General features: G+C 50.4%; 18 protein-coding genes, 1 tRNA gene and 1 pseudogene. 18 read left to right on the top strand and 2 right to left on the bottom strand.

Annotated elements, in window-relative coordinates:
• The first annotated feature begins 48 nt into the window (after positions 1 to 48).
• Positions 49 to 1,431 carry a branched-chain amino acid transport system II carrier protein gene (gene brnQ / locus G6R28_RS02800; protein ID WP_213792707.1) on the top strand — a complete coding sequence of 461 codons (1,383 nt, stop codon included), beginning with the start codon at positions 49 to 51 and terminating at the stop codon, positions 1,429 to 1,431.
• A gap of 41 nt (positions 1,432 to 1,472) precedes the next feature.
• On the opposite strand, the gene G6R28_RS02795 is transcribed toward brnQ, so the two are convergent.
• A complete protein-coding gene (locus tag G6R28_RS02795) occupies positions 1,473 to 2,423 on the bottom strand; it encodes a sugar-binding transcriptional regulator (RefSeq protein WP_213792706.1) in 951 nt (316 codons plus the stop codon).
• 289 nt (positions 2,424 to 2,712) lie between these two features.
• Here G6R28_RS02795 and G6R28_RS02790 point away from each other — a divergent pair, with 289 nt between their 5' ends.
• From G6R28_RS02790 to G6R28_RS02735, 13 genes and pseudogenes are all read left to right on the top strand, one after another.
• Entirely contained in the window at positions 2,713 to 3,861 is a 1,149-nt protein-coding gene (locus tag G6R28_RS02790; protein ID WP_213792705.1) for an NAD(P)-dependent malic enzyme, read from the top strand.
• Position 3,862: 1 nt separating this feature from the next.
• Entirely contained in the window at positions 3,863 to 4,927 is a 1,065-nt protein-coding gene (citC, locus tag G6R28_RS02785; protein ID WP_213792704.1) for a [citrate (pro-3S)-lyase] ligase, read from the top strand.
• Complete coding sequence (gene citD / locus G6R28_RS02780) at positions 4,917 to 5,210, top strand: citrate lyase acyl carrier protein (protein WP_213792703.1); 294 nt, start codon at positions 4,917 to 4,919, stop codon at positions 5,208 to 5,210. Before citC ends, citD begins: the two co-directional genes overlap by 11 nt.
• Entirely contained in the window at positions 5,210 to 6,121 is a 912-nt protein-coding gene (gene citE / locus G6R28_RS02775) for a citrate (pro-3S)-lyase subunit beta (protein ID WP_213792702.1), read from the top strand. Before citD ends, citE begins: the two co-directional genes overlap by 1 nt.
• A complete protein-coding gene (gene citF, locus G6R28_RS02770; protein WP_213792701.1) occupies positions 6,111 to 7,649 on the top strand; it encodes a citrate lyase subunit alpha in 1,539 nt (512 codons plus the stop codon). Before citE ends, citF begins: the two co-directional genes overlap by 11 nt.
• A gap of 192 nt (positions 7,650 to 7,841) precedes the next feature.
• Positions 7,842 to 9,272 (top strand): citrate lyase holo-[acyl-carrier protein] synthase, encoded by a 1,431-nt coding sequence (gene citX, locus G6R28_RS02765; protein WP_213792700.1) that lies wholly within the window; start codon positions 7,842 to 7,844, stop codon positions 9,270 to 9,272.
• A gap of 67 nt (positions 9,273 to 9,339) precedes the next feature.
• Positions 9,340 to 10,140: an alpha/beta fold hydrolase gene (locus G6R28_RS02760; RefSeq protein ID WP_213792699.1), complete on the top strand. Its 801-nt coding sequence runs from the start codon at positions 9,340 to 9,342 to the stop codon at positions 10,138 to 10,140.
• A gap of 51 nt (positions 10,141 to 10,191) precedes the next feature.
• Positions 10,192 to 11,505, top strand: a complete 1,314-nt coding sequence (locus G6R28_RS02755; protein WP_213792698.1) for a 2-hydroxycarboxylate transporter family protein — start codon at positions 10,192 to 10,194, stop codon at positions 11,503 to 11,505.
• A 180-nt stretch (positions 11,506 to 11,685) separates the two neighbouring features.
• Positions 11,686 to 12,993 carry a 2-hydroxycarboxylate transporter family protein gene (locus G6R28_RS02750; protein ID WP_213792697.1) on the top strand — a complete coding sequence of 436 codons (1,308 nt, stop codon included), beginning with the start codon at positions 11,686 to 11,688 and terminating at the stop codon, positions 12,991 to 12,993.
• 177 nt (positions 12,994 to 13,170) lie between these two features.
• A pseudogene (locus G6R28_RS06655) lies at positions 13,171 to 13,260 on the top strand (KxYKxGKxW signal peptide domain-containing protein); the annotation flags it as partial.
• Positions 13,261 to 13,272: 12 nt separating this feature from the next.
• Positions 13,273 to 17,739: a DUF1542 domain-containing protein gene (locus G6R28_RS02745; RefSeq protein ID WP_238479256.1), complete on the top strand. Its 4,467-nt coding sequence runs from the start codon at positions 13,273 to 13,275 to the stop codon at positions 17,737 to 17,739.
• A complete protein-coding gene (locus tag G6R28_RS02740; protein WP_213792695.1) occupies positions 17,693 to 20,482 on the top strand; it encodes a DUF1542 domain-containing protein in 2,790 nt (929 codons plus the stop codon). Before G6R28_RS02745 ends, G6R28_RS02740 begins: the two co-directional genes overlap by 47 nt.
• Positions 20,483 to 20,774: 292 nt before the next feature.
• The gene (locus tag G6R28_RS02735; RefSeq protein WP_213792844.1) at positions 20,775 to 22,253 is read left to right on the top strand and encodes an ABC transporter substrate-binding protein/permease; all 1,479 of its coding nucleotides are present in this window, start codon (positions 20,775 to 20,777) and stop codon (positions 22,251 to 22,253) included.
• 107 nt (positions 22,254 to 22,360) lie between these two features.
• Here the strand turns inward: G6R28_RS02735 and G6R28_RS02730 are convergent, their stop codons facing one another.
• Positions 22,361 to 23,392, bottom strand: a complete 1,032-nt coding sequence (locus tag G6R28_RS02730; RefSeq protein WP_213792694.1) for a lactonase family protein — start codon at positions 23,390 to 23,392, stop codon at positions 22,361 to 22,363.
• A 160-nt stretch (positions 23,393 to 23,552) separates the two neighbouring features.
• Here G6R28_RS02730 and G6R28_RS02725 point away from each other — a divergent pair, with 160 nt between their 5' ends.
• The 4 genes from G6R28_RS02725 to G6R28_RS06625 all read left to right on the top strand — a co-directional run bounded on the left by G6R28_RS02725 (position 23,553) and on the right by G6R28_RS06625 (position 25,371).
• Positions 23,553 to 24,071, top strand: a complete 519-nt coding sequence (locus G6R28_RS02725; protein WP_213792693.1) for a tRNA (cytidine(34)-2'-O)-methyltransferase — start codon at positions 23,553 to 23,555, stop codon at positions 24,069 to 24,071.
• 96 nt (positions 24,072 to 24,167) lie between these two features.
• Positions 24,168 to 24,239 (top strand) — tRNA-Glu (locus G6R28_RS02720).
• 288 nt (positions 24,240 to 24,527) lie between these two features.
• Entirely contained in the window at positions 24,528 to 25,208 is a 681-nt protein-coding gene (locus G6R28_RS02715; protein ID WP_213792692.1) for a type II toxin-antitoxin system death-on-curing family toxin, read from the top strand.
• 37 nt (positions 25,209 to 25,245) lie between these two features.
• Entirely contained in the window at positions 25,246 to 25,371 is a 126-nt protein-coding gene (locus G6R28_RS06625) for a hypothetical protein (RefSeq protein ID WP_274381068.1), read from the top strand.
• Positions 25,372 to 25,408 lie beyond the last annotated feature (37 nt).

The raw sequence follows: 25,408 nt of genomic DNA, 5'->3' as shown, positions 1-25,408 counted from the left end.
GATGTGAGTAAGCTTTGACTACGATTAATTTAAATTGGAGTGTCGTAAATGGAAAAGAAATTAACATGGCGCCAGAATCTACTGATGGTGTCCTTAATTTTTGGCATGTTCTTCGGAGCCGGGAACCTGATTTTCCCGGTTCACTTGGGGCAGTTGGCCGGGGCCGCTTGGGGACAGGCGACTTTTGGCTTTATCTTATCGGCGGTTTTGCTGCCACTGTTGGCGTTGGTCGCCCTTGGCGTAACCCGTTCGAGTTCCGTCTTTGACCTAATTAAGCCACTGGGTCCCCGGGTGTCGGTTGTCTTTGTGGTCATCTTGCACTTTTGCTTGAGTCCTTTGGTGGTTGCTCCCCGTACGGCAACGGTTGCCTATTCCTTTTCTTTGGCCAACTGGTTGCCTGCTAGTGCCCAACAATTGGGCCTGATGATCTTTTCTTTCATCTACTTTATTCTGGTCTACTGGGCCTGCTTGAAGGCCGATTCGATCACCTCGGTGATTGGGAAGTACCTGAACCCAGCCTTTTTGATTTTGCTGGCCGTCGTCTTCGTTTTGGCCCTGGTTTGGCCAATGGGGGACTTGCACCAGCACATCACGGCCCCTTACCAAAGCACGCCGGTTCTCTCTTCAACCATTGAGGGGTACAACACGGTCGACGCTCTGGCCTCTCTGGTTCTTGGTGTGACCATCGTGCACGCCATTGAAAACATGGGCTATACCAAGCCAGCCCACGTGGCTAAGATTATTGTTAAAAGTGGTACCTGGGCCTTGATTGGTCTTTCATTGGTCTACGTTGGCTTGATTATGCTTGGAACGACCTCCCTTGGCAAAGTCGACATCTCTGCTAACGGTGCCATTGCCCTGACACAAATCATGATGAACTACTTTGGTTCCTTTGGCCAAATCTTCTTGGCCATCATGGGGCCGGTCGCCGTCTTTACCACGGCCATGGGCGAATCTTCATCGATGGCCCACGACTTTCACCGGGCCTTTCCAAAGGTGAGCTATGAAGCCTGGTTGGCCTTAGCGGTCGGCCTGGCCTTCCTGGTTGCCCTGCTTGGCTTGGACAAGATCATCGCCTGGGCCGTGCCGGTTCTGTTGATTATGTATCCGGTGGCCATTATTTTGGTTTTGCTGAACCTGCTCTCGCCCTGGATTGGCCGGACCAAGGCCCTCTTTGAGTGGTCAATCGGTCTGACTTTGATTGGTTCGATTGGCGATGGGTTGACCCAGGTGCCTTTCGCCAAGTTGCTTGGCGGCTTTGTGAGCTACAAGGAAAACGGGGTTGAACACGTTGGCTGGTACCAGGCCCACGTCTTCATGGCTTCCGAAGGTTTCTCCTGGTTGCTCTTTGCAGCGGCCGGCTTGATCATTGGCTTTGCCATTCAATTGATTAAAAAGTCGCCATCCGTTGATGCGCCTACGGTGAACTAAAAAAAACTGCCCTGAAAAATCAGGGCAGTTTTTTTATTGACTTAGTTTTCTTCGGATTCGTTTAGGATTCGGTAGGCCAGGGACTCTGACATGATCAAGTCCGTTAGGAATTGACCACGGAGGGCACCGATGGCGGCCTTTGACTTGGCCTTTGAGCGGACCACACCAATCCGTTTTTGAACGCCTAAAATGTTGTTCAAGGGCAGACCAACGGTCTTGTCTGAATCAAGATTCAAAATCTTACCGTTAATGTCATATGGTCGGCCAAAGATCATTCCGGCGACTTCACCCAAGCGAACTTCGGGGAAGAGGCGGTTTAAGTTCTGGTTCCAGATGGCGATTGATTCAAGGGAAGCAATCGTGCCAAGACCGGTTAAGACCGTGTCCATCTTCTTGGCGACGTCCATCGTTTGCTTAATGGAAACGGCGTTGTAGAGGCCGTGGCGAACGGCATCGTCGGACAAGTAGAGAGGTGCTGGTAAAGTCAAAAACTCACCGGCGACTTTTTTAGCGGCACGCTCGACAATGCGAACGGAACCGGCCGTTGAGTTGTACTTCATGTTTTCACCAACGAACTGGGTGAACTTGACCTGGTCCAAGGGGTTGGTGGTGATGGCATCAATCATCGAATACATCGTTTCACCCCAAGTCATTCCAACGATGTGTGGCCCCTTTTCCAGGTGCTTGACCACAAAGTTGGCCGCGTAGTTGGAAAGCAATTCTTCGGTAGCCGTTGCCGTAGCATCGTCTTGGATGATGTAGCAAGCCGTCTTTGGAAACTTTTCTTTAAAGACCTGTTCCAGCTGTGAATTGCGGGAAGCGGTTTGGGCGATTTCGATTTTTACGATACCGTTTTTAACGGCTTCGTTTAAGTACTTATTGATTAAGTAGCGGGAAACCTGGTACTTGTCGGAAATTTCACCAAAGGACAGCTTATTTAGGTAATAGTCCTCGGAAATTTGAGCGAGCAAACTCGGATCAGTCGTTGGCATGGGAACCCCTTTTGTTTTTTTATTGCCTTTTTACTTTAAAAGGTCAAAGTCTCTTCCAATTAGAAAGAAAATGATTAAATGTATTTTACACTATTTTTCGTTATTTTTGCAATTTTTTGCGAATCTTTGCCTTTCTCTGACAAATTCAAAAAAGTCGAATTCCTTTAAAAAATCGAAATAAAACAAAAAAATCACGATTTTTATTAAAATATCAAGGGATTTTCTTTACTTCACCCAAGCACAGCTTTACAATAAAGCTAACCAATCGATTAATAAGAGGGGGCCTTTCATGGTTGATATGCAGGAAGTGAAGCGGTTGCACGAGGAACACACGGGGGTCCTCGAGGTGCAGGGGACTTTTGACATTAAAAGCCCGTCAGACCTAGGCAAGGCCTACACGCCCGGTGTCGCTGGCTTGGCCAAAGACATTCAGGCCCACCCAGAAGACCAGGCCAAGTACACCATGTCCGGCAAGTTGATTCCGGTCATTACCGACGGGACGGCCGTTTTGGGATTGGGCAACATCGGCGCTGGTGCCGGACTGCCAATCGTTGAAGGAAAGGCCCTGATTTACAAGTCCTTTGCGAACGTTGACGCCATTCCTATGGCCCTGCAGCAGGATTCGGTCGACGATATCGTCAAGACCATTGAAACAATAGCCCCATCCTTTGCCGGCATCCACTTAGAAGATATTGCTGCTCCCCGCTGCTTTGAAATTGAGCGCCGCCTGTCAGAAGACCTGGACATTCCGGTCTATCACGATGACCAAACGGGAACGGCCATTGTCGTTCTGGCTGGTTTGATCAACGCCGCCAAAGTCGTCGGTAAGAAGTTAACCGATTTGAAGGTCGTCTTGACCGGTGTCGGGGCTTCCGGCGTGGCGACGGCCAACTTATTGCTGGCTGCGGGCATTAAGCAACAAACGCTAGTCGATATTCATGGCGTCGTACGCCCTGACGATGACCGCTACAATTCCTTCCAGCGCGAATTGGCTGGGAAAGTTGTGCAAGCGACTGGTTCGACTTTGGACGAAGTGATTGAAGAAGCCGACGTCTTTGTTGGTTTGTCCGATGCCAAAGTTCTATCTGCTGCACAAGTCAAAAAGATGGCGGCTTCACCCATCATCTTCGCTTTGGCCAACCCGGTCCCAGAAATTGATCCAGACGAGGCTAAGCAGGCCGGTGCGGCCGTTATGGCAACCGGTTCCTCCCAGTGGCCCAACCAGGTCAACAACGTTCTGGCCTTCCCCGGCCTCTTTAAGGGATTGCTCGCTTCTGGCTTGAAGCACGTTGACATGGACTTACAGGTCCAGGTGGCCCAGGGACTGGCTGACTTGGTCAAAGAGGTCAAAGCCGATAAGATTGTGCCTGGTGTCTTTGATGACGGGGTAGTGGAAGCCGTCACCCAGGCCGTCCTCGACTACGCAAAGCAGGTCTAAAATGGTCGAAGCGATTAAGGATCTCTATCTTTCCAGTCCACCAGTCAAAAGACAGTGGGAAAACTTCTTAAAGAAGCGGGGGATTGACGACTTTGCCAGTCAGGAAACGGCTAGCATCGACCAGACCATTGGTCTCTTTGACGAGCAGGACCAATTAGTTGGGACTGGTTCGATTGCCGGGCAAACGATTAAGTACATTGCGGTGGAAGACGATGCGCATGCTGCATCCGGTGCCCGCTTTAACCAAGTCGTTTCGGCCCTGGAAAACCGGCTGGCCGAACAGGGCTGCTTTCACCTCTTCGTCTTTACAAAGCCCAAGTACCAGGCGGCCTTTGAACACGTTGGCTTTAAAACGTTGGCCAAGACCGATTACGGTCTGATTCTCGAAAAGGGAACGCCCAATATTGACAGCTACCGACAGGGGCTAAAGCAAAGGCCTGCGACCGCCAAGACTGTGGCGGCCATCGTCATGAATGCCAACCCCTTTACCAAGGGGCACCGCTACTTGGTGGAAAAGGCGGCTCGTGAAAACGATTGGGTCTACGTCTTTGTCGTGAATCAGGACGTCTCGCTCTTTACAACCAAGGAGCGCACGGACTTGGTTCGTGAGGGAACCAAGGATTTGACCAACGTGGCGGTTGAAAACGGGGGTGACTACATGGTTTCCTACCTGTCTTTCCCCGCTTACTTTGTCAAAGACCAGGACCAGGCCATCGCCTATCAAACGGCTTTGGATGCCAGCCTCTTTAAAGAGCAGCTGGCCAAGCCCTTGGGTATTCAAAAGCGCTATGTTGGGACGGAGCCCCTCTCCCATACGACGGCCCTCTACAATGAAGCCTTAAAGAACATTCTGCCACCAGAAGTTCTGGTCGAAGAAGTGCCCCGGTTGAAGGCGAGCGGTTCTGACCAGGTTGTTTCGGCAACCGAGGTTCGGCAGAAAATCAAGGAAGAGCAGGTTAATGACCTGGCCCAATTGGTACCAGAAAGCACCTTTGACTTTATCAAGGAAAATCAGAAACGCTTACAGGAACGTATTTTGAAAGGACAACAGATTAATGGAAATTAAGCAAACGGCACTAGCCGGCACGCTGGAATCCTCCGATATCCAGATCATGCTGAGCGAGGGAAGCGATGGCATTCACTTTGATTTAACCTCAGACGTTAAAAAGCAGTTTGGTGATGACATTATGGCCACCATCAAGGACGTGTTAGCGGCCTATGACATCGAAAAGGCCAATGTCAAAGTCATCGATAAGGGCGCCTTGACGCCCGTTATCAAGGCCCGGGCCATCACGGTCGCCCAACGCGCCCTGGACTTGAAAGATCAACCAAACTGGGAGGTGCTCTAATGGCTGCAGACGAACGCTTACGCCGCACGATGATGTTTGTGCCCGGTAACAACCCGGGTTTGATTAAGGACGCGGGGATTTTCGGGGTCGATTCCATCATGTTCGACTTGGAAGACGCCGTGAACATGAACGAAAAGGACTCGGCCCGCTACTTGGTTTACGAGGCCCTGCAGACTTTTGACTACGGGGATGCCGAATTGGTTGTTCGAATCAACGGTTTGGACACGCCTTTTTACGAAAACGACATTAAGGCCATGGTCAAAGCCGGCATCGACGTTATCCGTCTGCCAAAGACGGAAAACGCCGACATGATTCACGAATTGGAAAACTTGGTCGAAGCAGCCGAAAAGGAATTCGGCCGTGAAGTCGGCTCCACCCACCTGATGGCGGCCATCGAATCCGCCATGGGGGTTGTTAACGCCTATCAAATTGCTTCTGCTTCTGAGCGCATGATTGGAATCGCTTTGTCAGCAGAAGATTACACGACGGACATGAAGACCCACCGTTACCCAGACGGTCAGGAATTGCTCTATGCGCGTAACGCCATCTTGCACGCTGCCCGTGCGGCGAAGATTGCCGCCTTTGACACGGTCTTTACCAACCTGGACGACGAGGAAGGCTTTATCCGGGAAACCAAGCTGATTCACCAGCTTGGATTCGATGGTAAGTCGATTATTAACCCCCGTCAGGTGGCGCCGGTGAACAAGGTCTTTGCACCAACGCAAAAGGAAATCTTGAACGCGCAAAACGTCATGGCCGCCATTGAGGAAGCCAAGCGCAAGGGTTCTGGTGTCATTGCCATGAACGGGCAAATGGTCGACCGGCCAGTGGTCATGCGTGCCGAGCGCGTGATGATGTTAGCCAAGGCAAACAACTTGATTGATGCGGAGGGAAACTACATTGAAGAATAAAGTCAACCGGGAAATTCCGGACAGTATTTTAAAAGACAAGCAGTACGAAGGTTTTCAGACGACCGACTTTGGTCAGCCAGACATCCAACGGGTGGCACCGAAGGTAACGGCTCAGACCGGTCCTTCAAAGGTGGTCGATTCCATTAAGCAAGTGGTCAAAGAAACCTTGCAGGACGGGATGACGATTTCCTTCCATCACCACTTCCGTGAAGGGGACTTTGTTTTCAACTTAGTCATGCGTGAAATTATCGATGCCGGCTACAAGGATTTGACTTTGGCCCCATCGTCATTGACCAACGTGATGAACGACATTGTTGTCGAAGCGATTGAAAAGGGCGTGGTGACCAACATCACCTCCTCTGGAATGCGTGGTTCTTTGGGCGATGCCGTGTCACACGGGGCCCTGAAGAACCCGGTCATCTTCCGCTCCCACGGTGGTCGTGCCCGGGCCATTGAAACGGGGAAGATTAAGATCGACGTGGCCTTCTTGGGCGTGCCAAACGCCGATGAAATGGGCAACGCCAACGGGATGAACGGGGAGGCCGCCTTTGGTTCGCTCGGTTACGCCCTGATGGACGCCCAGTACGCCAACAAGCTGGTCTTGATTACCGACAGCTTGATGCCTTATCCAAACACCCCGGCCTCCATCAAGCAGACCCAGGTGGACTACGTCGTTAAGGTTGACAAAGTCGGTGACCCCGACAAGATTGGTTCCGGTGCAACCCGTTTTACCAAGGATCCAAAGGAACTGCAGATTGCCCGGATGGTTAACGACGTCATCGTCCACTCGCCTTATTTCAAGGACGGCTTCTCCTTCCAGACTGGTTCTGGTGGGGCGGCCTTGGCCGTTACCCGCTTCCTCCGACAGGCTATGCTTGATAACCAAATCAAGGCCTCCTTTGCCCTTGGTGGGATCACCAAGCCAACGGTTGACTTGTTAAACGAGGGACTGGTTAACCGGGTCATGGACGTTCAGGACTTTGATAAAGGGGCGGCTTCGTCCATGAAGAATTCGCCAGCCCAGCAGGAAATCGATGCCTCCTGGTATGCCGACCCTGCCAACAAGGGGGCCATGGTGGATAAGCTGGACGTGGCCATTTTGTCCGCTTTGGAAATCGATACGAACTTTAACGTGAACGTCATGGCCGGTTCCGACGGGGTTATCCGTGGGGCCATTGGTGGCCACCAGGATGCTGCGACGGCCAAGCTGACGATTATTTCAGCACCCCTGGTCCGCGGACGAATTGCCACCGTTGTGCCTGACGTGACGACGGTGATTACGCCGGGTGATTCAATTGACGTTTTGGTTACGGAAATCGGAATCGCCATCAATCCAAAGCGCAAAGACCTGTTTGAGCAATTGAAAAAGGTTCCTGGACTGCCCATCTTCACCATTGAAGAACTGCAACAGAAGGCCGAAAAGTTGGTTGGTCAACCAAAGCCCTTGGAATTCACGGACCGGGTCGTTGCCCTGGCCGAATACCGTGATGGTAGCCTGATTGACGTCATTAAAGAAGTTAAAGACTAAGGTTTTTCTATAGAAGGTCGCTCGATGAGCGACTTTTTTACTGCTTTAAGACCGGGGGGTGAAGGGGATTGGGCCTTTTTGGTTACAGTTCTTTTAAGAAAGCTTGTCACTTTGGTTAAATCAGGCCGGATTTTGAACAGGAACTTCGGTCTTCTGCTATATTAGAACTATTGAAACAGGGTGAGGTTTGTCATGAGTGAACAAGTCGATGTCTTTGAAAAGGGGCAAGTGGTTGCCTTAGAACAGGTGCTCGATAACCGAGAGTGGCGGGTGGCCAAGCAGGCACAGCTAGAAGCGCGTTTCCCAAAGGCCACGGTTGTCGCCGTCAAAGTCAACATGCCCGGGGCCGTTAAGAATTCTGCTACGATTCAGCAAATTTTCCAGGCCGGCTGGCAGCTCTTTTTGGCGGAATTAGCCACCTGGGAAATTCAACAGGTTCAGGTCTTTGCCAGTCGGCCAACCGGACCCGAAGGCTTTGTAGTGGTGGCCGGTGACTTGGCCGACGTGAAGAAGAAGGCCATTGCCTTTGAAGAGCACTTCTACATGGGCCGGCTCTTTGACATCGACACGATGGCCGCCCAGTCTCCGGACTACCAGTTATCCCGGCAGGACTTGGGCTTTGACCCGAGAACCTGCTTGGTCTGCGAGGAAAACGCCAAGGAATGTGCCAAGGCTAAGCGACACGACTTGGCCGAAATACAGGCGGCCGTGAACAAGATTTATAACGAATACTTCGTGATCGATCCGATCATCCCGGCCTGGGACCAGGAGACGGTTAAAAAGGCGGCGACTTTTGCCTGCTTGGCCGAGGCGGTGACAACGCCAAAACCCGGTCTGGTCGATCCCGTTTCGACCGGTGCCCACCAGGACATGGACGTCTATTCCTTCCTGGATTCCGCACTCGCACTCGAGCCCTACTTTGGCCTTTGCCTGGATGCCGGTCGGCACTTCCGGGGCAGTCAATTAACCAGCCTCTTAATGGCCATCCGGCCCAGCGGCCGTCGGGCAGAAGAAGCGATGTTTCTTGCAACCGGGGGGGTTAACACCCACAAGGGAACCATCTTTACCCTGGGCATTTTGATTGCCGCCTATGGTTATGCCAGCCGCAATCAGCAGAGCCCAAGCCTCTCCTTTGTACAATCAGTGGTCAGCCAGATGGGCAAGGACCTGCTGTCAAAGGAACTTCCTGAAAAAGTCCAGGGCGGAGCCGACAGGGGGCAGGGCGGCTTAACCGCTGGTGAAGAGCAGTATCGGGAATACCAGTTAACCGGTGTTCGTGGTGAGGTGGCGGGCGGCTTTGCCGTTCTTGGTCGAGTCGGCTTGAAGACCCTGCGGGAAAGCACGGGCAGCCGCAACGTTCGCCTGCTGAACACCTTGATGGCCCTGGCCAAGTCAATCACCGATTCGACTTTGATTAAGCGGGCTGGGAGTCCAGAAATTACGGCCGAACTTGCCAACTGGGTCGCACACTTTGACGACCTGGGTGGTGCTGAAACAGAAGCCGGCCTGGCCTACTTGAAGGACTTGGACAAAGACTTTATCGAGCGCAACCTCTCAATGGGTGGGGCGGCCGACTATTTGGTTTTGACCGCTTTTTTGGGCCGGTTGACGGGCCTGCTTTAAACGGGCATACTAAGCATGATTAAAAAGACTTCCTTGATTGGAAGTCTTTTCAGTTAAGGAGAAAATGATGGCTTTTTTTAAAACGAAGGATGGCGTATCCATCAACTATGAAGACCGTTCGGCTGAAGGGCAGACCGTTGTTTTGCTGTCCGGCTTTTCCGGCATTCAAGCCGAGTGGCAATATCAAATTGACATGTTGACGGCGGCGGGCTACCGCGTTCTTACCATGGACTGGCGTTCCCACGGTCGTTCGGCTCGAACGAGCAAAAACCTGCGGATTAGCCGTTTAGCAGCGGACTTGGAAGAGCTCTTTACCATGCTTAATTTAAAAAAGGTTATTTTGATTGGGCACTCGATGGGGGCTTCCGTGATTTGGGCTTACTTGTCCCTCTTTGGCCAGGACCGCTTGGCAAAAGTCGTCTACGTGGACGAATCACCCAAGCTACTAAACGATGCCGACTGGTCAGCCGGTATTCGGGGACTGGACTGGACGACTTTTCCGGTGCTGTCCAAGACTTTCTTCCACCAGCGCTTGACGGTGGCGCCGGTGTCCAGGGATTTTAAGCGAGAACTGATGAAGGAAAAGGTGGCCCATCCCTTTGACTTTGACCTGGTCTTTCCGCTCTTGGTGGACCACTTGCTGGCCGACTGGCGGGAAAACTTGGCCGACTGCACTTTGCCGACGCTTTTTGTGGCAGGGGAGCAGTCGCCACTTTGGAAGAACAACTACCTGGCTGACATGGCTGGCCTTTTTAAGGAAGAAGACCAAGTGGTCACCATTCCTGGAACGGGGCACTTGCCCCATTTGGAAAAGCCGGAAGACTTTAACACGATCCTTCATGTTTTTTTGCAAACGGAGGGGCAGTAAAGCTGCTATAATGGTTTTGTGAAAAATATATCTAGACGACAGGAGGCGTGTATGGCAAAGAATCGCTCGAATCGAATCGGTGTTTGGTATAAAAAAAGGCAGGCGGTCTCAATTGACGGTTTTGGTGCCCTGGCCTTTTGCTTTCTCTTTCTCCTGGCCGTCGGCATGGGTGGCCTGCGAGTCCTGCCTAAAAACATGGCCGGGGCCATCTTTACCATGGTTAGTCTGGGTGGCCTGCTCTACTATTTAGGCAGCCACTTGCCAATTGTTCGGACCTACTTTGGTGGGGGTTCGGTCTTCACCACGATTGGCGCGGCCCTGCTGGCTGGCATGGGTTACGTGCCGGCGTCAACGCTTTCGACCATTAAGAGTTTTTTGACGACGAGTAACTTCTTGGAGTTTTACATTGTCGCCCTGATTGTCTCAGCCATCTTCAAAATGGACCGGGCTTTGGTCTTGAAGGCAACCGTCCGCTTCTTGCCGGTCGCCTTTCTCACAATGACCTTGACCTTCTTTGTCGTTAGCTTGGTTGGCCAGCTGGTTGGGCTGGGCTTCTTTCACACGGCCCTCTTCGTGACTTTTCCCATGATGGCCGGTGGGGTTGGGGCCGGCATCGTTCCGCTGTCATCAATCTACGGGGCGGCTCTGGGACAACCTTCCGGGGCCATTTTATCCCAGCTCTTTCCACCACTGGTCTTGTCCAATTTGCTGGCCATTATCGCAGCCGGCCTGCTGGTCAAAAATACGGAAAAGTCACCCTGGAACGGCCAGGGAAAGCTCTTACGCGAACGCTTTGGTACAACAGAGGGGGCCGGTTTTCAAGGATCCTTTTCAGCCGAGCAAGTCTTGGTTGGGATGATGACCGCATTGGCCCTCTACATGCTCGGCCTTCTCTTGCACCAGCTCTTGCCGGTCGTCAACGCCTTTGCCTTTCTGATTTTACTGACGGTTGTGGTCAAGGCAGCCGGCCTTCTGCCAGCTCGTTATGAACAGGGGGCCGTCGCCTTTGGCCAACTGATCGTGAAAACGATGACCCACGCCTTGTTAGCCGGTGTTGGGCTGACCTTGCTTGATCTATCCGCTTTGGTCTCGACGCTGTCCTGGCAGCTTGTGCTCTGCGTCATTGTCTCGATTCTGTCGATGATGGGTATTGCCGGCTTTTTGGGCAAAGTCTTCGGCCTTTATCCTGTTGAAACGGCCGTGACGGCTGGTCTAGCCAACAACTCAATGGGTGGGACCGGAAACGTGGCGGTCTTATCGGCGGCCAACCGAATGAACTTGATCGCCTTTGCCCAAATGGGGAACCGAATCGGTGGGGCGATTGTTCTGGTGATTGCCGGAATCCTTGTCACTATCTGGGGATAGGACTTGTGATTTTAAAAGAAAGTTGAAAAAATTAAGAGGAAAGAGGGCGCCTTTGCCCTCTTTTTTGAATTTATTTTGATAATCGAACAATTTTAAGGAAATGTGCCTTAATTTAATTTAATCTTGGTGTTATACTGGCTTAGTATTAATTTACAAGAAATCGATATACAGGAGTGTACTATGTCTGAACAAACTTCAGAAAAAGGTCTTTTTGCAAAGATCGAAGAAAAAGTTCAAGTGACACACATCGGTGGAGTAGCCTTTATCTTGATGCTGCTTCTCTTAGTTGCCGTCTTGGGCCTGAACGCCATGCCTAAAAACATGGGTGGGGCTTTGTTTGCCCTCGTTATCCTCGGAGGAGTCTTCTTCTTCGTTGGTAACAACACGCCAATTTTGAAGTCCTACCTTGGTGGTGGGTCTGCCTTGGCCGTTGTTGCTGGATCAGCCTTTACTGCGATGGGACTCGTTCCTCATTCAGCAGTTTTGAACATCAAGACTTTCATCTCAGATAACAACTTTTTGGAATTCTACATCGTGGCTTTGATCTGTTCAGCCATCTTGAAGATGGACCGCGACTTGTTGTTGAAGTCTGCTGTTCGTTTCTTGCCAGTTGCCTTTGGTGCGATGATCATTGCCTTCATCGTGACGTCATTGGTTGGTATGGCTTTGGGCTACGACTTTAAGCACGCCGCTTTGTACATTTCATTCCCAATGATGGCCGGTGGAATTGGTGCCGGAATCGTGCCACTTTCAGCTTCTTATGCCGGTGCCTTGCACCAGTCAGCTGGTGACATCTTGAACCAACTCTTCCCAGCCGTTGTTATCGCCAACTTGTTGGCCATCATCGGTTCATCACTGTTGGTTAAGTTCACGACTAAGTCAAAGATGAACGGTCAAGGTGAATTGTTGAAGGCTACTGACGGCATGGAAATCAAGAAGACGACTTTGCCAGAAATTAACAACCGTCAATTGATGAACGGTATGATGGTTGCCCTTTCCTTCTACATGATGGGAAACGTGCTTTACCACTTCGTTCCTAAGATTAACGCCTTTGCCTTCATGATCCTCTTGGTTATCTTGGCCAAGGGATTCAACTTGGTTCCAAAGTTCTACGAAGAATCAGCTGCCATGTTTGGTAACATGATTACGTACGCAACGACGCCTGCCTTGTTGGCTGGTATCGGTTTGGCCCTTGTTGACATGAACAAGTTGCTCCAAACGGTTACTTGGCAATTGGTTCTTTGCTCATTCGTTTCCGTTATCACGATCGGTATCGCTGGTGGATTCTTGGGTAAGCTCTTCGGACTTTACCCTGTTGAATCAGCCATCGCCGGTGGTATGATTAACAACTCAATGGGTGGAACTGGTAACGTTGCTGTTTTGTCAGCATCAAACCGGATGGGCTTGATCGCCTTTGCCCAAATGGGTAACCGAATCGGTGGTGCCATCATCCTGATCTTGGGTGGTTTGTTGATCACGATTTTGTAAAAATGATTTTTAAAAGTCGACGCTTGGCGTCGGCTTTTTTTTGTGCATTTTCAAAGTTTTTCTGAATTGTAAAGGCTTTGTTAAACTCTTGAATTATTACTGGAATAATTCTAAACATTTTGCCCTGTTAGTGCTATATTAAAGGCATAGAATGCACGATTCAGAGAGGGTAGTGTGATGTCAAAAGAACACAAGAAAATGTATAAAGCAGGTAAACGTTGGATTGAGGCGGATCTAATGGGCTTTGCTTTGATATCGGGAATAGCAGCCGTGACCTCGATGATTAATATTCCAGGTGCACCGGGACAGGAGGTCGACACGGAAGCCGACGCCGATGACATCAGTGATGCGAACTTAAAAGTTCCCTACACGGGCACGATTTACGGGACGACGGTGACCTTCGATTCCATTGAGGATGCGGTTATTGGACAACAAATGGACCTTCCTGCCCAGCAGATTTTGACCTCGAATGGTCAAACTCTGACGATTGCCTTTACCCATGTTTACGTTCACCTGGGTGACAATGGCCAGTTAGTTGGAGATTTTGAACAGAGCCAGACCCACTTTCTAATTAGTCAAACAAAGGGCTACCCGCCAATTGTTTTCCACTGGAATCCTGATTTTGGACCGCATGGTGGGGACCATACTTATACTCTGTCTGGTACTTATACCAACTGGACATTGGCCAACAATTATTACAAGGGCGCTCAGTTCTATTTGGTTTGGAACGGGCAAACCTACCACTTTAACTTTGTTGATTTTAGAACACAAGATCAAGTCAACAATATCGATATTCCTTCGTACCGCAAGAAGGTTGCAGGTTCCGATACTGCCAAGAAGACGAAACTGATCCAATTGCAACAAGCAGTTTCTGACGCTAAGAAACAAATTGCTAACAACGAAGGGCTAACCAAGGCCCAAAAGAACGACCTCGATAATCAAATCGATGCCGCTTTCAATGCTGGAATCAATAAGATGAAGGCCGACTTTACCCAAGATGACGTCAATACGGATGGGGATGCGGCCAAGACCAATATCATCAACCTTGGAAACACGCCCGGTGTTGACGTGAAGAAGCTGAAGAGCGATTTGACCGCTTCTCTGCAGAGCGAAGCCGATAAGGTGATTGCAGAAATAAAGGCCGATGATGGACTGACGACCACCGATCGCAACAGTCAAATTGCCAAAGTTAACGCCGACCTGACCACTTACACCAACAAGGTCAACGGCGACAGCGACATGGACGACATGAACAGCGATACCGCCGCCGGTAAGTCAGCCATTGATGCTGATTACACCAAGGGGGACTTGGACGCTGTTAAAACGGCTGCCAAGGCCAAAATTGATGCGTTGGCGCAAAAGCTCATTAACGAAATCAAGGGCGATAACACCCTGACACAGGCAGCTAAAGACCAACAGGTTCAAGCCGTGCAGAACGATCAGAACCGTTTGGATAACAAGATTAATCAGGACCAGACGGCCGATGATGCGCAGGCCGATGGTCAGACTGACTTTTCAAGCGACTATGTGCCTGGTGACAGCATTGCTAACCAGAAAGCAGCCGCTAAGGCCAAAGCCGCAGCGGAGGCACAGAAGATCCTGTCGGACATCAAAAACGATCCGACCCTGCCAGAAACGGTGCGAAAGACCCAGATTGATGCGGTTAATTCGGATTTGAAAACCGCCGATGACAACATTGATGCGGCTAGTGATGCCGATGATATTAACAGTCAAACGATCAACGGCATCTCGTCCATTGACGGCGCCCACGTGCCTGGCGATCCACTACCCGATCAGAAATCAAAGGCCAAGGCGGCCATTGATGCCGAAGCCAACACCATTAACAACGCCATTAACAATGACAACACCCTGACCTCAGGACAAAAGTCCGCGGAATTGGCCAAAGTCACACAATCGGTGACCGATGCCAAGAATGCCATTGACCAAGCAAGCGATGCCGATAGCATTAGCACGGCTAAGGGCAATGGCATAACGGCCATTGATGGCGATCACACTGCCGGTGTCAGTCTGGATAGCCAGAAGAAGGCGGCTAAAAAAGTCGTCGATGACGAGGCCCAGAAGCTCATCAACGAAATCAACGGGGATAACACCCTGACCAGCACGCAAAAGTCCGCACAGACGGCTGCCATTACCCAGGATCAGGCTCAGGCCGATCAAAACATCGATAATGCGACGAACGCCGATGGCGTCAATAGTTCCCGAGATGCTGGCTTTGCCAAAGTCGATAGTGATTACAAGCCTGGCGACAGCATTCAAAATCAGAAAACAAAGGCCAAGGCGGCCGTGGATGCGGCCGCTGCAGCAGCAAAGAACGCCATTAACAATGACGTTACTTTGACGACGGATCAAAAAGCGACCCAGCTAGCCCAAGTCGAAACCGACCGAACCAATGCGGATAACAGCATCGATGCCGGAACCAACGCCGATGGCATTAATAGCAGTCGGGATGCCGGGATTAATCAAATAAACGGGGTTCACCAACCGGGAACCGACTTGGCCGACCAGAAGAGTGCGGCAAAGCTTTCCTTGGAGGCCGAGGAGCGCCGGGTTGAAGCTCAGATTAACGGCGATTCGACTTTGACGACCAATCAGAAAGCGGCTGAAATTGCTCAGGCCCAGGGCGCTTTGACGACGGCGGAGAAAAATATTGATTCCGCTGAAAACGCCGATGCCGTCAACAGCACGCTTTCCTCTGGTAAGCAGACGATTGATCAGGCTTACCAGCCAGGAACGCCATTGAAGGACGCCAAGACACAGGCCAAGGCAAAAGTCGATGCTGAAGAGGCCAAGATCATTGCGGCCATTAAAGCCGACGGTACCCTTTCACAAAGCGATCAAAACAGCCAGATTGCCGCCGCCCAAGCTGACGACCAGACGGCTGATCAAAACATTGATAACGCCACCAGTGCCGATGGCATTCAGACCGCTGTGACAAACGGCATTCAAAACATTGACAACGATCATGTACTAGGTACGCCACTCGACCAGCAGAAGCAGGCGGCCAAAGCCAGTGTTGATGCCGAAGCCAACAAATTGATTGGTGTGATTAACGGGGACAACACGCTTTCTGTTGACGCTAAGGCCAGTCAAGTGGCCAAGGTCAAAGCCGACCAACAGGCGGCTGATCAAAACATTGATCAAGCAGCTAATAAGGACGCCATTCAATCGGCTATGACGACTGGCATCGCAAAGATTGACGCGGACCACACGGCCGGTCAATCGCTGGACCAGCAACGGACGGCTGCCATTAACAAATTGAAGGCCGAAGCGGCCAAAGTCGATGCCGCCATTGAAGCCGACAAGACTTTGGATACAGCCGATCGACAAAAGCAGGAGGGCTGGGTCAATAACGACCTGCAGTCCGCCATTAATAACGTGAATAACAGTGGAACGGCCGATGCCATTTCGACTTCCTTGACCAACGGGGTCAGCGCAATGGACAACGACCACGTGCCGGGCGATTCCATTGCCAACCAGAAGAAGGCGGCCCAAAAGGCCATTGATGATGCTGCTAAGCAGGCCCTGGATGGGGATGCTCAGAAGGCGATTGCCGGCATTAACAACGATCCGACGATTCCCGCTGCCGAAAAGCAAAAGCAAATCGACCGGGTCAACGCCGACAAGCAAGCGGCCATCGATAACATTAATAAGGCTTCCGATGCCGACGGCATTAACAACGCCGTGAAAGACGGAAAGGCAGCCATTGCTTCTGATTATGCGCCAGGTGAGTCGCTCGATCAGCAAAAGAAGGAAGCCAAGGCCGCCGTTGATGCCGAAGCCGCCAAAGTCATTGCCGCCATTAACGACGACAGCACCCTAACGGCCGCTGACAAGTCAAAGCAGGTGGCCAATGTTAAAGCCAGCCAGAAGACGGCTGATGACGCCATTGATGCAGCCAGCGATGCCGATGGCATTCAAAATCAAGAGTCAAACGGCATTCAAGCCATTGACAACGACCACGTGCCCGGTGCCTCCTTGGCCAGTCAAAAGGCTGCCGCCAAGCAACAACTGGAAGACGAGGCCAAGAAGGTCATTAACGCCATCCAAAACGACAGCAGCCTGACGACCGCTCAAAAGACGGCTCAGACCAATCAGGTCACGACCGATAAGAACGCTGCCGAAGCCAAAATTGACGCCGATGGCAATGCTGATAGCGTGAAGACTGACTTGTCAGCCGGTCTTGCGGCCATCGATGCTGATCACAAGGCGGGCACTTCGGTTGCCGACCAAAAGAAGAATCAAAAGCAGTTACTGGCCAATGAAGCGGCCAAGATTATTGCTGAAATCAATGCTGACAACACCTTGTCGACAACGACGAAAAACGCCCAGATTGCCCAAGTCAATGCCGACGAAACGACCTGGGATAACGCCATTGACCAGGCCACGGACGCCGATGACATCACGACGGCCTTTAACAGTGGCAAGACGGCCATTGATAACGATTACGTTCCTGGTAAGCCACTGCCCGATCAAAAGAACCTGCAAAAGAGTAACTTGGAGGCTGAAGCCCAGCGCATCATTGATGCTATTAATGGGGATGTCAGCTTGACGGCGGCTGAAAAGGAAAAGCAAGTCAGCCAGGTCAAGGCCGACCTGGCAACGGCCGAGGGTCAAATTGACCAGGCCAACGATCAGGATACGGTCAACAGTGACTTTAAGTCCGGTAAGCAGACGATTGATGACGATCATGTTTCAAAAGGACACGGCTTATCAAGCAATTACTGATTCCGTGGAAAAGGCTAAAAAGGCCGTGGAGGCAAACACTGACCTTTCCAAAGAGGCGAAGGCTGCGCAACAGACTGCCATTGATAATGCGGCCGATAAGGCTAAGCAGACGGTTGACCGTTCTTCCACGAAAGATGCCGTTCAAGAAGCCGAAAGTGCTGTTACCAAAGCCATTGATGATTTGAATGGTCAAAAGGATGTGGCTTACAAGGGTATCGACGACGCAGCAGCTAAGGCCAAGCAGACTGCCAGTGAAGCTGCCGGCTTGTCGGATGCTGCAAAAGAGGCTCGTCAGAAGGCCGTGGAACAAGCAGCAGCAGCTGCCAAGACGGTCATCGATCAGCAAACGAACCAGCAGGATATTGAAAGTGCCAGTCATGATGGTCAAGCTGCTCTTGATGCCCTAAACGGACAAAAAGACGCCGCTTATGAGAAAATCACCAATTCCGCTAACAAGGCAAAGGAAGCCTTAGAAGGAAAGGGCCTTTCAGAGGAAGCCAAGGAGGCGCAACAGAAAGCCATTGACCGTGCTGCCGAACAAGCCAAGCAGACTGTTGATACGTCATCAACGAAGGAAGCCGTTCAACAGGCAGAAAATGCTGCTACGACTGCAATTGATAATTTGAATGGTCAAAAGGACGCGGCTTATAAGAAAATCGATGCTGCTGCCGAACAAGCCAAGCAGACCGTAACGGACACAGCCGGTCTTTCGGATGATGCCAAAGAGGCCCGTCAAAAGGCCGTCGACCAAGCAGCAACTGCTGCTAAACAAGTCGTCGATCAGCAAACGAACCAAGAGTCGATTGACGAGGCAAGTAATCAGGGTCAATCCGCTCTTGATGACTTAAACGGTAAAAAGGATGCTGCCTATCAGGCAATTACTGATTCCGCTTCGAAGGCCAAGCAAGCCGTTGATCAGGATGGCAAGCTCGATGACGAGGCAAAGAAGCAACATCGCGATTCAATTGATGAATCCGCTGCTTCAGCCAAGTCTGAGATTGATTCGGCCAAGAATGCCGAGGACGTTCAAAAAGCTTCGCAAGCCGGTCAAGATCAAATCAATGGGTTGACTGAAAAGAAGGAAAAGGCAAGGGCGACCATCGATCAAGCGGCCCAGGCTGCAAAGAGTGCTATTTCTTCCGATGCCGGACTTTCCGATCAGGCAAAGGCTGCACAAGAAAAGGCTGTTGACGAAGCTGCTAAGGCGGCCAAGTCTGAGATTAACCGGGCCAATAAGGCCACGGATATTGATCAGGCTGTGACGAAGGGTGAAACAGCCATCGATCAGCTTAACGACCAAAAGAAGGCCGCCTACGATCACTTGGATGAGATTGCTAAGCAGGCCAAGCAGTCGGTTGATGAAGATCAGCACTTGTCCGACCAAGGAAAGCATGACCAAAAGCAGGTCATTGACGAGTCGACTGACAAGGCTAAAGAAAAAGTCGATGCAGCACCAAACGAGAAGGAAATTGCTCAGTCAGTTGACCATGGTAAACAGGCCGTTGATGAACTGAACCACGATAAGCAAAAGGCTTATCAGACCGTCGATGAAGCCGCAAAGAAGGCTAAGGAAGAAATTGATGGAAGTAAAGACCTCTCTGATCAGTCCAAGAAGGACCAGAAGCAAGTCATTGATCACTTAGCTGACGAGGCAAAATCAGCCATTGATCAGGAAAAGACCGGATCAATGGCGACTGATTCAGCCGCCCAGTCAAAGACGGCTATTGATGAGCTAAACGGTCAGAAAAAGTCGGCCCATGACGCCATCAGGGATTCTGCAGAAAAGGCCAAGGATAAAGTTGAGCAGAACAACGACTTGGACGCTTCTTCAAAGGCAGCCCAAAAGACGGCCATCGACGAAGCCGCCCAGGCTGCTAAGTCCAAGGTGGACCAGGCCGTTGACCAAAGTGGCGTTGACCAATCAAAGCAGGCTGGCCAAGATGGCATTGAGCACCTGCACGATCAAAAGAAGCAGGCCCATGAAGTAGTTGATGAATCGGCTAAGAAGGCCAAGGATAGGCTGGAGCAGGATGCAAGCCTTTCTGATCAAGTTAAGCAAGATCAAAAGGCTGCGATTGACGAAGCGGCCAAAGCCGCCAAGGGTGAGATTAATCGTTCATCAACCAAGCCAGCCATCGACGATGCCCAGTCGACGGGTGCAGCGGTCATTGACCATTTGAACGAGCAGAAGAAGGCAGCCCATGCTGCTATCGATGAAACTGCGCAAAAGGCCAAGCAAGCCGTTGATCAAAACGACCAGCTTTCCGATAAAGCCAAGCAGGCTAAGAAGGTTCAAATTGATGGCGCGGCCGAACAAGCCAAATCCGCTGTAAACCATGCTGCTAAGAAAGTCGTCATTGAGGAAGCAGAAAACAATGGGCGAGAAGCCATTGTGACTATCCGTGATGCCAAGTCAACCGTTCAAGAAGAACGAGTTGTGGCAACTACAGCTCCGGTTGTAACATCTGACGCTGGGGTGCTCCCCAACAGCCAAAACGTTGGCGGACCCGCTGCAAACGAAGCCGGAACGGCAACCATTGAAGCAACACCAGTCGACCAGACAGAGGACCTTCAGACGCCTGAAAAGGCAACGAAGAAGAAGTCAAAGAAATCAACGAAGAACTTAGAGAGTACGACTGCTAAAAGTCGGGGACTCTTTGAAACCATCGGAACTGCCGGCCTTGCCGCCGCAGGCTTCTGGTTCTTCTTGATTGGTCGCAAAAAGAAGGATGATGATCGTTAAGCATCTTTTTCAGTCTTGATCGTTAGTCAGACTGAGGGGGCGAACCGAAAGGTTCGTCCTTTTTTCGTGTGGAAAAGTCAGCGGGTCATCGTATAAAGAGGTGAGCCAAGACGTGATCAAAAAAATGGCCAGCAAGGGATTCAGAAAAGAACCAAAGATTGTTTTTCATCCCGAAAAATTCCGGAAAGGGCCTGAAATCCACTGAACGGGCAGACAAAGGACCGGTTATTTTGTATAATAGATAAGTTAAAAGCAGAACCCATAAAGGATGTTTGCAATGTGTACTTATCAAATGAAAAACGGTCAAAAGAAGAAGTGGCTCAGCCTCTTGGCCTTGGTCACGCTCTTCTTTTCCCTGGTCTTAGCACCGCTAGCAGCCGCTAAGCAGGCTTCGGCGGCTGAGACCGATCCGACTTTAGAAAAAATTGAAAAGCGGGGCAAGCTGGTGGTTGGTCTGTCGGCCGATTACGCCCCCTATGAATTCCACACGCAAAAAAACGGGCAAGATAAGATTGTCGGCTTCGACATTTCCCTGGCCCAGGCGATTGCTAAGAAGCTAAACGTTAAGCTCGAAGTCAAGGACATGGGCTTTGACGCCCTGCTCGGTTCCTTGAAGACGGGCAAGATTGACATGATTGTTTCCGGCTTTACAGCCAACGAGGAGCGCGAGCAGCAGGTGGACTTTTCAAAGGTCTACTTGAAGGCACCGCAGACGATGCTGGTCTTGAAGAAGAACGCGACTAAATACAACAGCTTAGACAAGCTTTCCGGTCAAAAAGTCGGGGCGCAAACGCAGACGATTCAAGAAGAAACCGCCAAAAGCATCGATGGTGCTTCGGTTGTTTCCCTGCAAAAATATCCGAACTTGATTTCCCAGCTGACGCAGGGCGTCTTGGCCGGGATTGTCACGGAAAAGCCAATTGCCGACGCCTATGCCGAGCAAAACAAGCAGTTTGCCGTTGTAAATCCCGGCTTTTCAGAGGACACGACGGGGGCTTCGGCCGTTGCCGTACCGAAGAATTCACCGGCCCTTTTGGCTAAGGTGAACAGCGTTGTTGATAAAGTCACGACCGACGGGACTTTTTCAAAGTGGCAAAAGCAAGCCAACAAGGAAATGTTTGCTAACGAAAACAAGTCCTACTGGGATAAGTACGGGCACTACTTCGTGTCTGGAACCTTGATTACCTTGGCCTTGGCCGTTGTGGCCGTTTTGATTGGAACGACGCTGGGTACGGTCTTTGCCTTGCTCAAACTGTCATCGAACTTCTTCTTGAAGGCCATTGGAAACATCTACGTTGAATACGTCCGTGGCACGCCTCTGCTGGTTCAGGCCTTCATGGTCTTCTTCGGGGCCCAGGTGCTTGGCTTGAACCTCTCGGCCTTTGCCTCCGGGGCCCTTGCCATGGGGCTGAACTCGGCTGCCTACGTGGCTGAAATCATTCGTTCTGGTATCGAATCCGTTGATAACGGCCAGATGGAAGCCGCCCGTTCGCTTGGCTTTACTAAGAACAAGACCATGCGCCTGGTCATCCTGCCACAGGCCGTTCGGACGATTTTACCGGCCCTTGGAAACGAATTTGTTTCGGTTATCAAGGAAGGTTCGGTGATCTCGGTGATCGGTGTTGGTGAACTGATGTACGAAACGTCCGTTGTTCAGGGGGCTTCCTTTGAACCTTTCGTACCGCTGATGATCACCTCGTTGATTTACTTCGTTTTGACCTTCTCCATTTCCCGGGCCCTTGGCTTCGTGGAAAAGCGGATGAATCGCTAATATTTGTATTAAAAAAGGCTTCAAATCCGATTGGATTTGAGGCCTTTTTGCTTGTTCATCAGTAAGGAGGACAAAAGAAAAAAGCCACCGAATTGGTGACTTTTGGCTTAGTTTTCAAAGGCAATGCGGACGCCTTCTGGAATGGTAAAGTCCTTTTGGACAAGGCTTAGTTCACCAGTTTCTGCATCACGGGCAAAGACCGTGACGTTGTCGGTTTCCTGGTTTGGCACGACCAAGAACTTCTCTTCTGGATCGAGCGCCATGTCTCGAGGGAAGGAGCCTTCGACCGAAATGTTTTGAATCAATTCGATTTCGGCGCCCATGTTGGACGTCTTGAAGACGGCAATGGTGTCGTGACCACGGTTGGACGTGTAGATGAAACGCCCATCTGACGAAACACGGATGGCTGCAGCACCGTTGTGGTCATCCCAGTCGGATGGAATGGTTGGGGCCGTCATCAAATGTTCGAAGGAACCATCTTCTTCGTTATACTTCAAAACGGAAAGCAAAGAAGACAATTCACCGAGCAAGTAGGCGTATTCGCCATCCTTTGAGAAGCGGATGTGGCGGGGGCCAAAGCCGGCGATTGATTCGTAGCGGGCGACTTCCGTGAGCTTGCCATCATCTGAAAGGTCGAAGGTAATCACTTCGTCGGTTCCAAGGTCGACAGCCACCAGGCGCTTGTCTGGCGTTAAGTTGGCAAAGTGAATGTGGGCAGAACCCTGTTCGGGACGGGGACCAGAACCCTCGTTTTGGAAGGTGTCCTTTAATTCCAAAGAACCGTTTGCCAAAATCTTGTAGGATTCAATGGTCCCGCGGTGGTAGTATCCGGCAAAGACCAGTTGACGGTCCTCGTCCACCCCGATGTAGGCGGGGGTCGAGCCTTCCGTCATGTTGGCACCAATTTCGACCATTGGCCGTTTGTCGTTGTCGGTCACGGCCACGCCACCAAGGTCGCCGCGCTTGTCGACGACGTAGGCCTTGTTGGCCTTTGAAAGGGCCAGGTAAGTTGGGTTTGTTGCTTCATAAACCAATTCAGCATCGGAAAGCTGACCAGTTTGGTCGTCAAACTTGGCCTCATAGACACCCTTTGACGTTTTCTTCGTATAAGTACCAAAAAGTACATGGTGAACAGTCATGTTCAGAAACACTCCTTTGTCTTTATTGTATCTTAGCCATTATAACATGGAAAAGTCGGCCGGGTCGGCTACCACCTTTTTCAAAAGTCGGCCGGGTCTGCCACCACCGTCCTTCCTGTGCTAAAATAAGGGGAATTCAAAAGGGAAAAGGACCGTCAACATGACCAATCACATTGTACTATTTGAACCAGTAATGCCAGCTAATACGGGAAACATTGCCCGAACGGCTGCCGGAACGAACGCCGTTTTGCACCTGATTGAGCCCCTTGGCTTTGATATTTCAGACAAGGCGGTTAAACGGGCGGGATTGGATTACTGGGACCACGTGAACTTGGTGACCCATCCGTCTTTGCCCGACTTTTTAGAGACCTTGGGTGAAAAGGACCGGCTCTACTTGGTGTCTAAATTTGCCAACCAGGACTACACGGATCCGGACTACAACCAGGCAGAAGGTGAGGGGGACAACTACTTCCTCTTCGGTAAGGAAACGACCGGCTTGCCCGAAGTCTTCATGCGCCAAAACCCGGAAAAGGCCATCCGGATTCCGCAAAACGACGAGCACATTCGGTCACTGAACCTCTCAAACACAGTGGCCATTGTAATCTTCGAAGCCTTGCGTCAGCAGGACTTTGCCCAGTTGGATAAGATTCATACGTACGAACAGGATAAATTGAAATAAAGGAAAATTTTTTGACCAAAAAGGCTTGCGCATGCTGGCCATCCTTGCTATACTAATATAGTCGTTTGATAGCGATATTGAGCAACAACTGACCATGGCCCGTTGGTCAAGTGGCTAAGACGCTGCCCTTTCACGGCGGAATCGAGAGTTCGATTCTCTCACGGGCTACTAAAAAGGTTCTACATCATTTATTGGTGTAGAGCCTTTTTTGTTTGTAATCGTTGCTGTGGTGGGGTTTTAGTGTGTTTAAAAGGACCTGTTTAGCATGGATTAAACTAACTATTTTTCTTTTATCGCTACAAAATCGCTGCAAAGGCTACAAAAAGTCGCGATGTTATACATTCTGATATTGAAGCGTCTACAGAAGAGCAGCTATACTGAAATAGAAAAGAAATCGGCGCATGGTTAATCAGTAAAAAGGGATAAATCTTAACCGACATTTTGTCTGGAGATTTTATGCCAATTAAAGATCTTTCCGGCGTGCTGCTCTATGCCCACGATACTGAGCAACAGTTTGCCGAATTTAAAAGTTTATTTTTGAAGAGTGGAATTGTGGAGGGGGTTTCAGAGGGGAATCTTACCCTAGTTAAAAAGTTCGGCGAATGTTTTCTTGATGTTGATAATGGGCTGGTCGACTATCATTTTATTTTGCGAGTTCTTCCTCTTGAAAACTTTACTGTTGACACAATGCGTCATATTAACCAGATGGCTGAAACGATTTTAAAGTCTGAGAGCCTATACGGTTTAAAAGATCAGCCAGGGTTAGAACAAATTTTAGCATTATCAAATCAATATACTTTTGGCCATGACTATCATCCAACAGTCATTGATAAGGCAAGTTACCTCTGGTATGCCATTGCCTCAAAACAACTTTTCCATAATGGAAATAAGCGAACTGCCTTGTTAACCGGCCTATTAATGTTGGAACAAAACTTTATTCGGCTTCATTATAAAGACACCCAGGAGCTTTATGATTTATCACTTCGAATTGCTCAGGGCAGTATGTCCAGGGAGGAGCTTCAGCAGTTTATTCTGAAAAAAGCAACGCTGCACTTAGACAACATTGCTTTCTTTAGCCGCTTCTATGGACCCATTGCCAATTTAAACATCGGGGGAAAACAGTATGAACCAAAATAACTTGATAAAAATTCCAATTGAAAATGTGTTGCCACTCATGAAAAATGAACCGGATCTGAAAGGGTATCGACAATTGCGCGACGCCTTAAATGAAAAGGCCTTATCCGATTTAATCAACAATCCCGACATCCAAGAAGTTCTGCGCATGCTGGCCAAAGTCTAGTCCGCAAAAACCCGTCAACTCCTTATCCAAAGAGGTA

It is taken from the genome of Fructobacillus papyrifericola (assembly GCF_018437235.1).
Taxonomy (GTDB): Bacteria; Bacillota; Bacilli; order Lactobacillales; family Lactobacillaceae; genus Fructobacillus; species Fructobacillus papyrifericola.
Note: the sequence above shows the minus strand (reverse complement) of the source record. Positions and strands in the feature narration are given on the sequence as shown.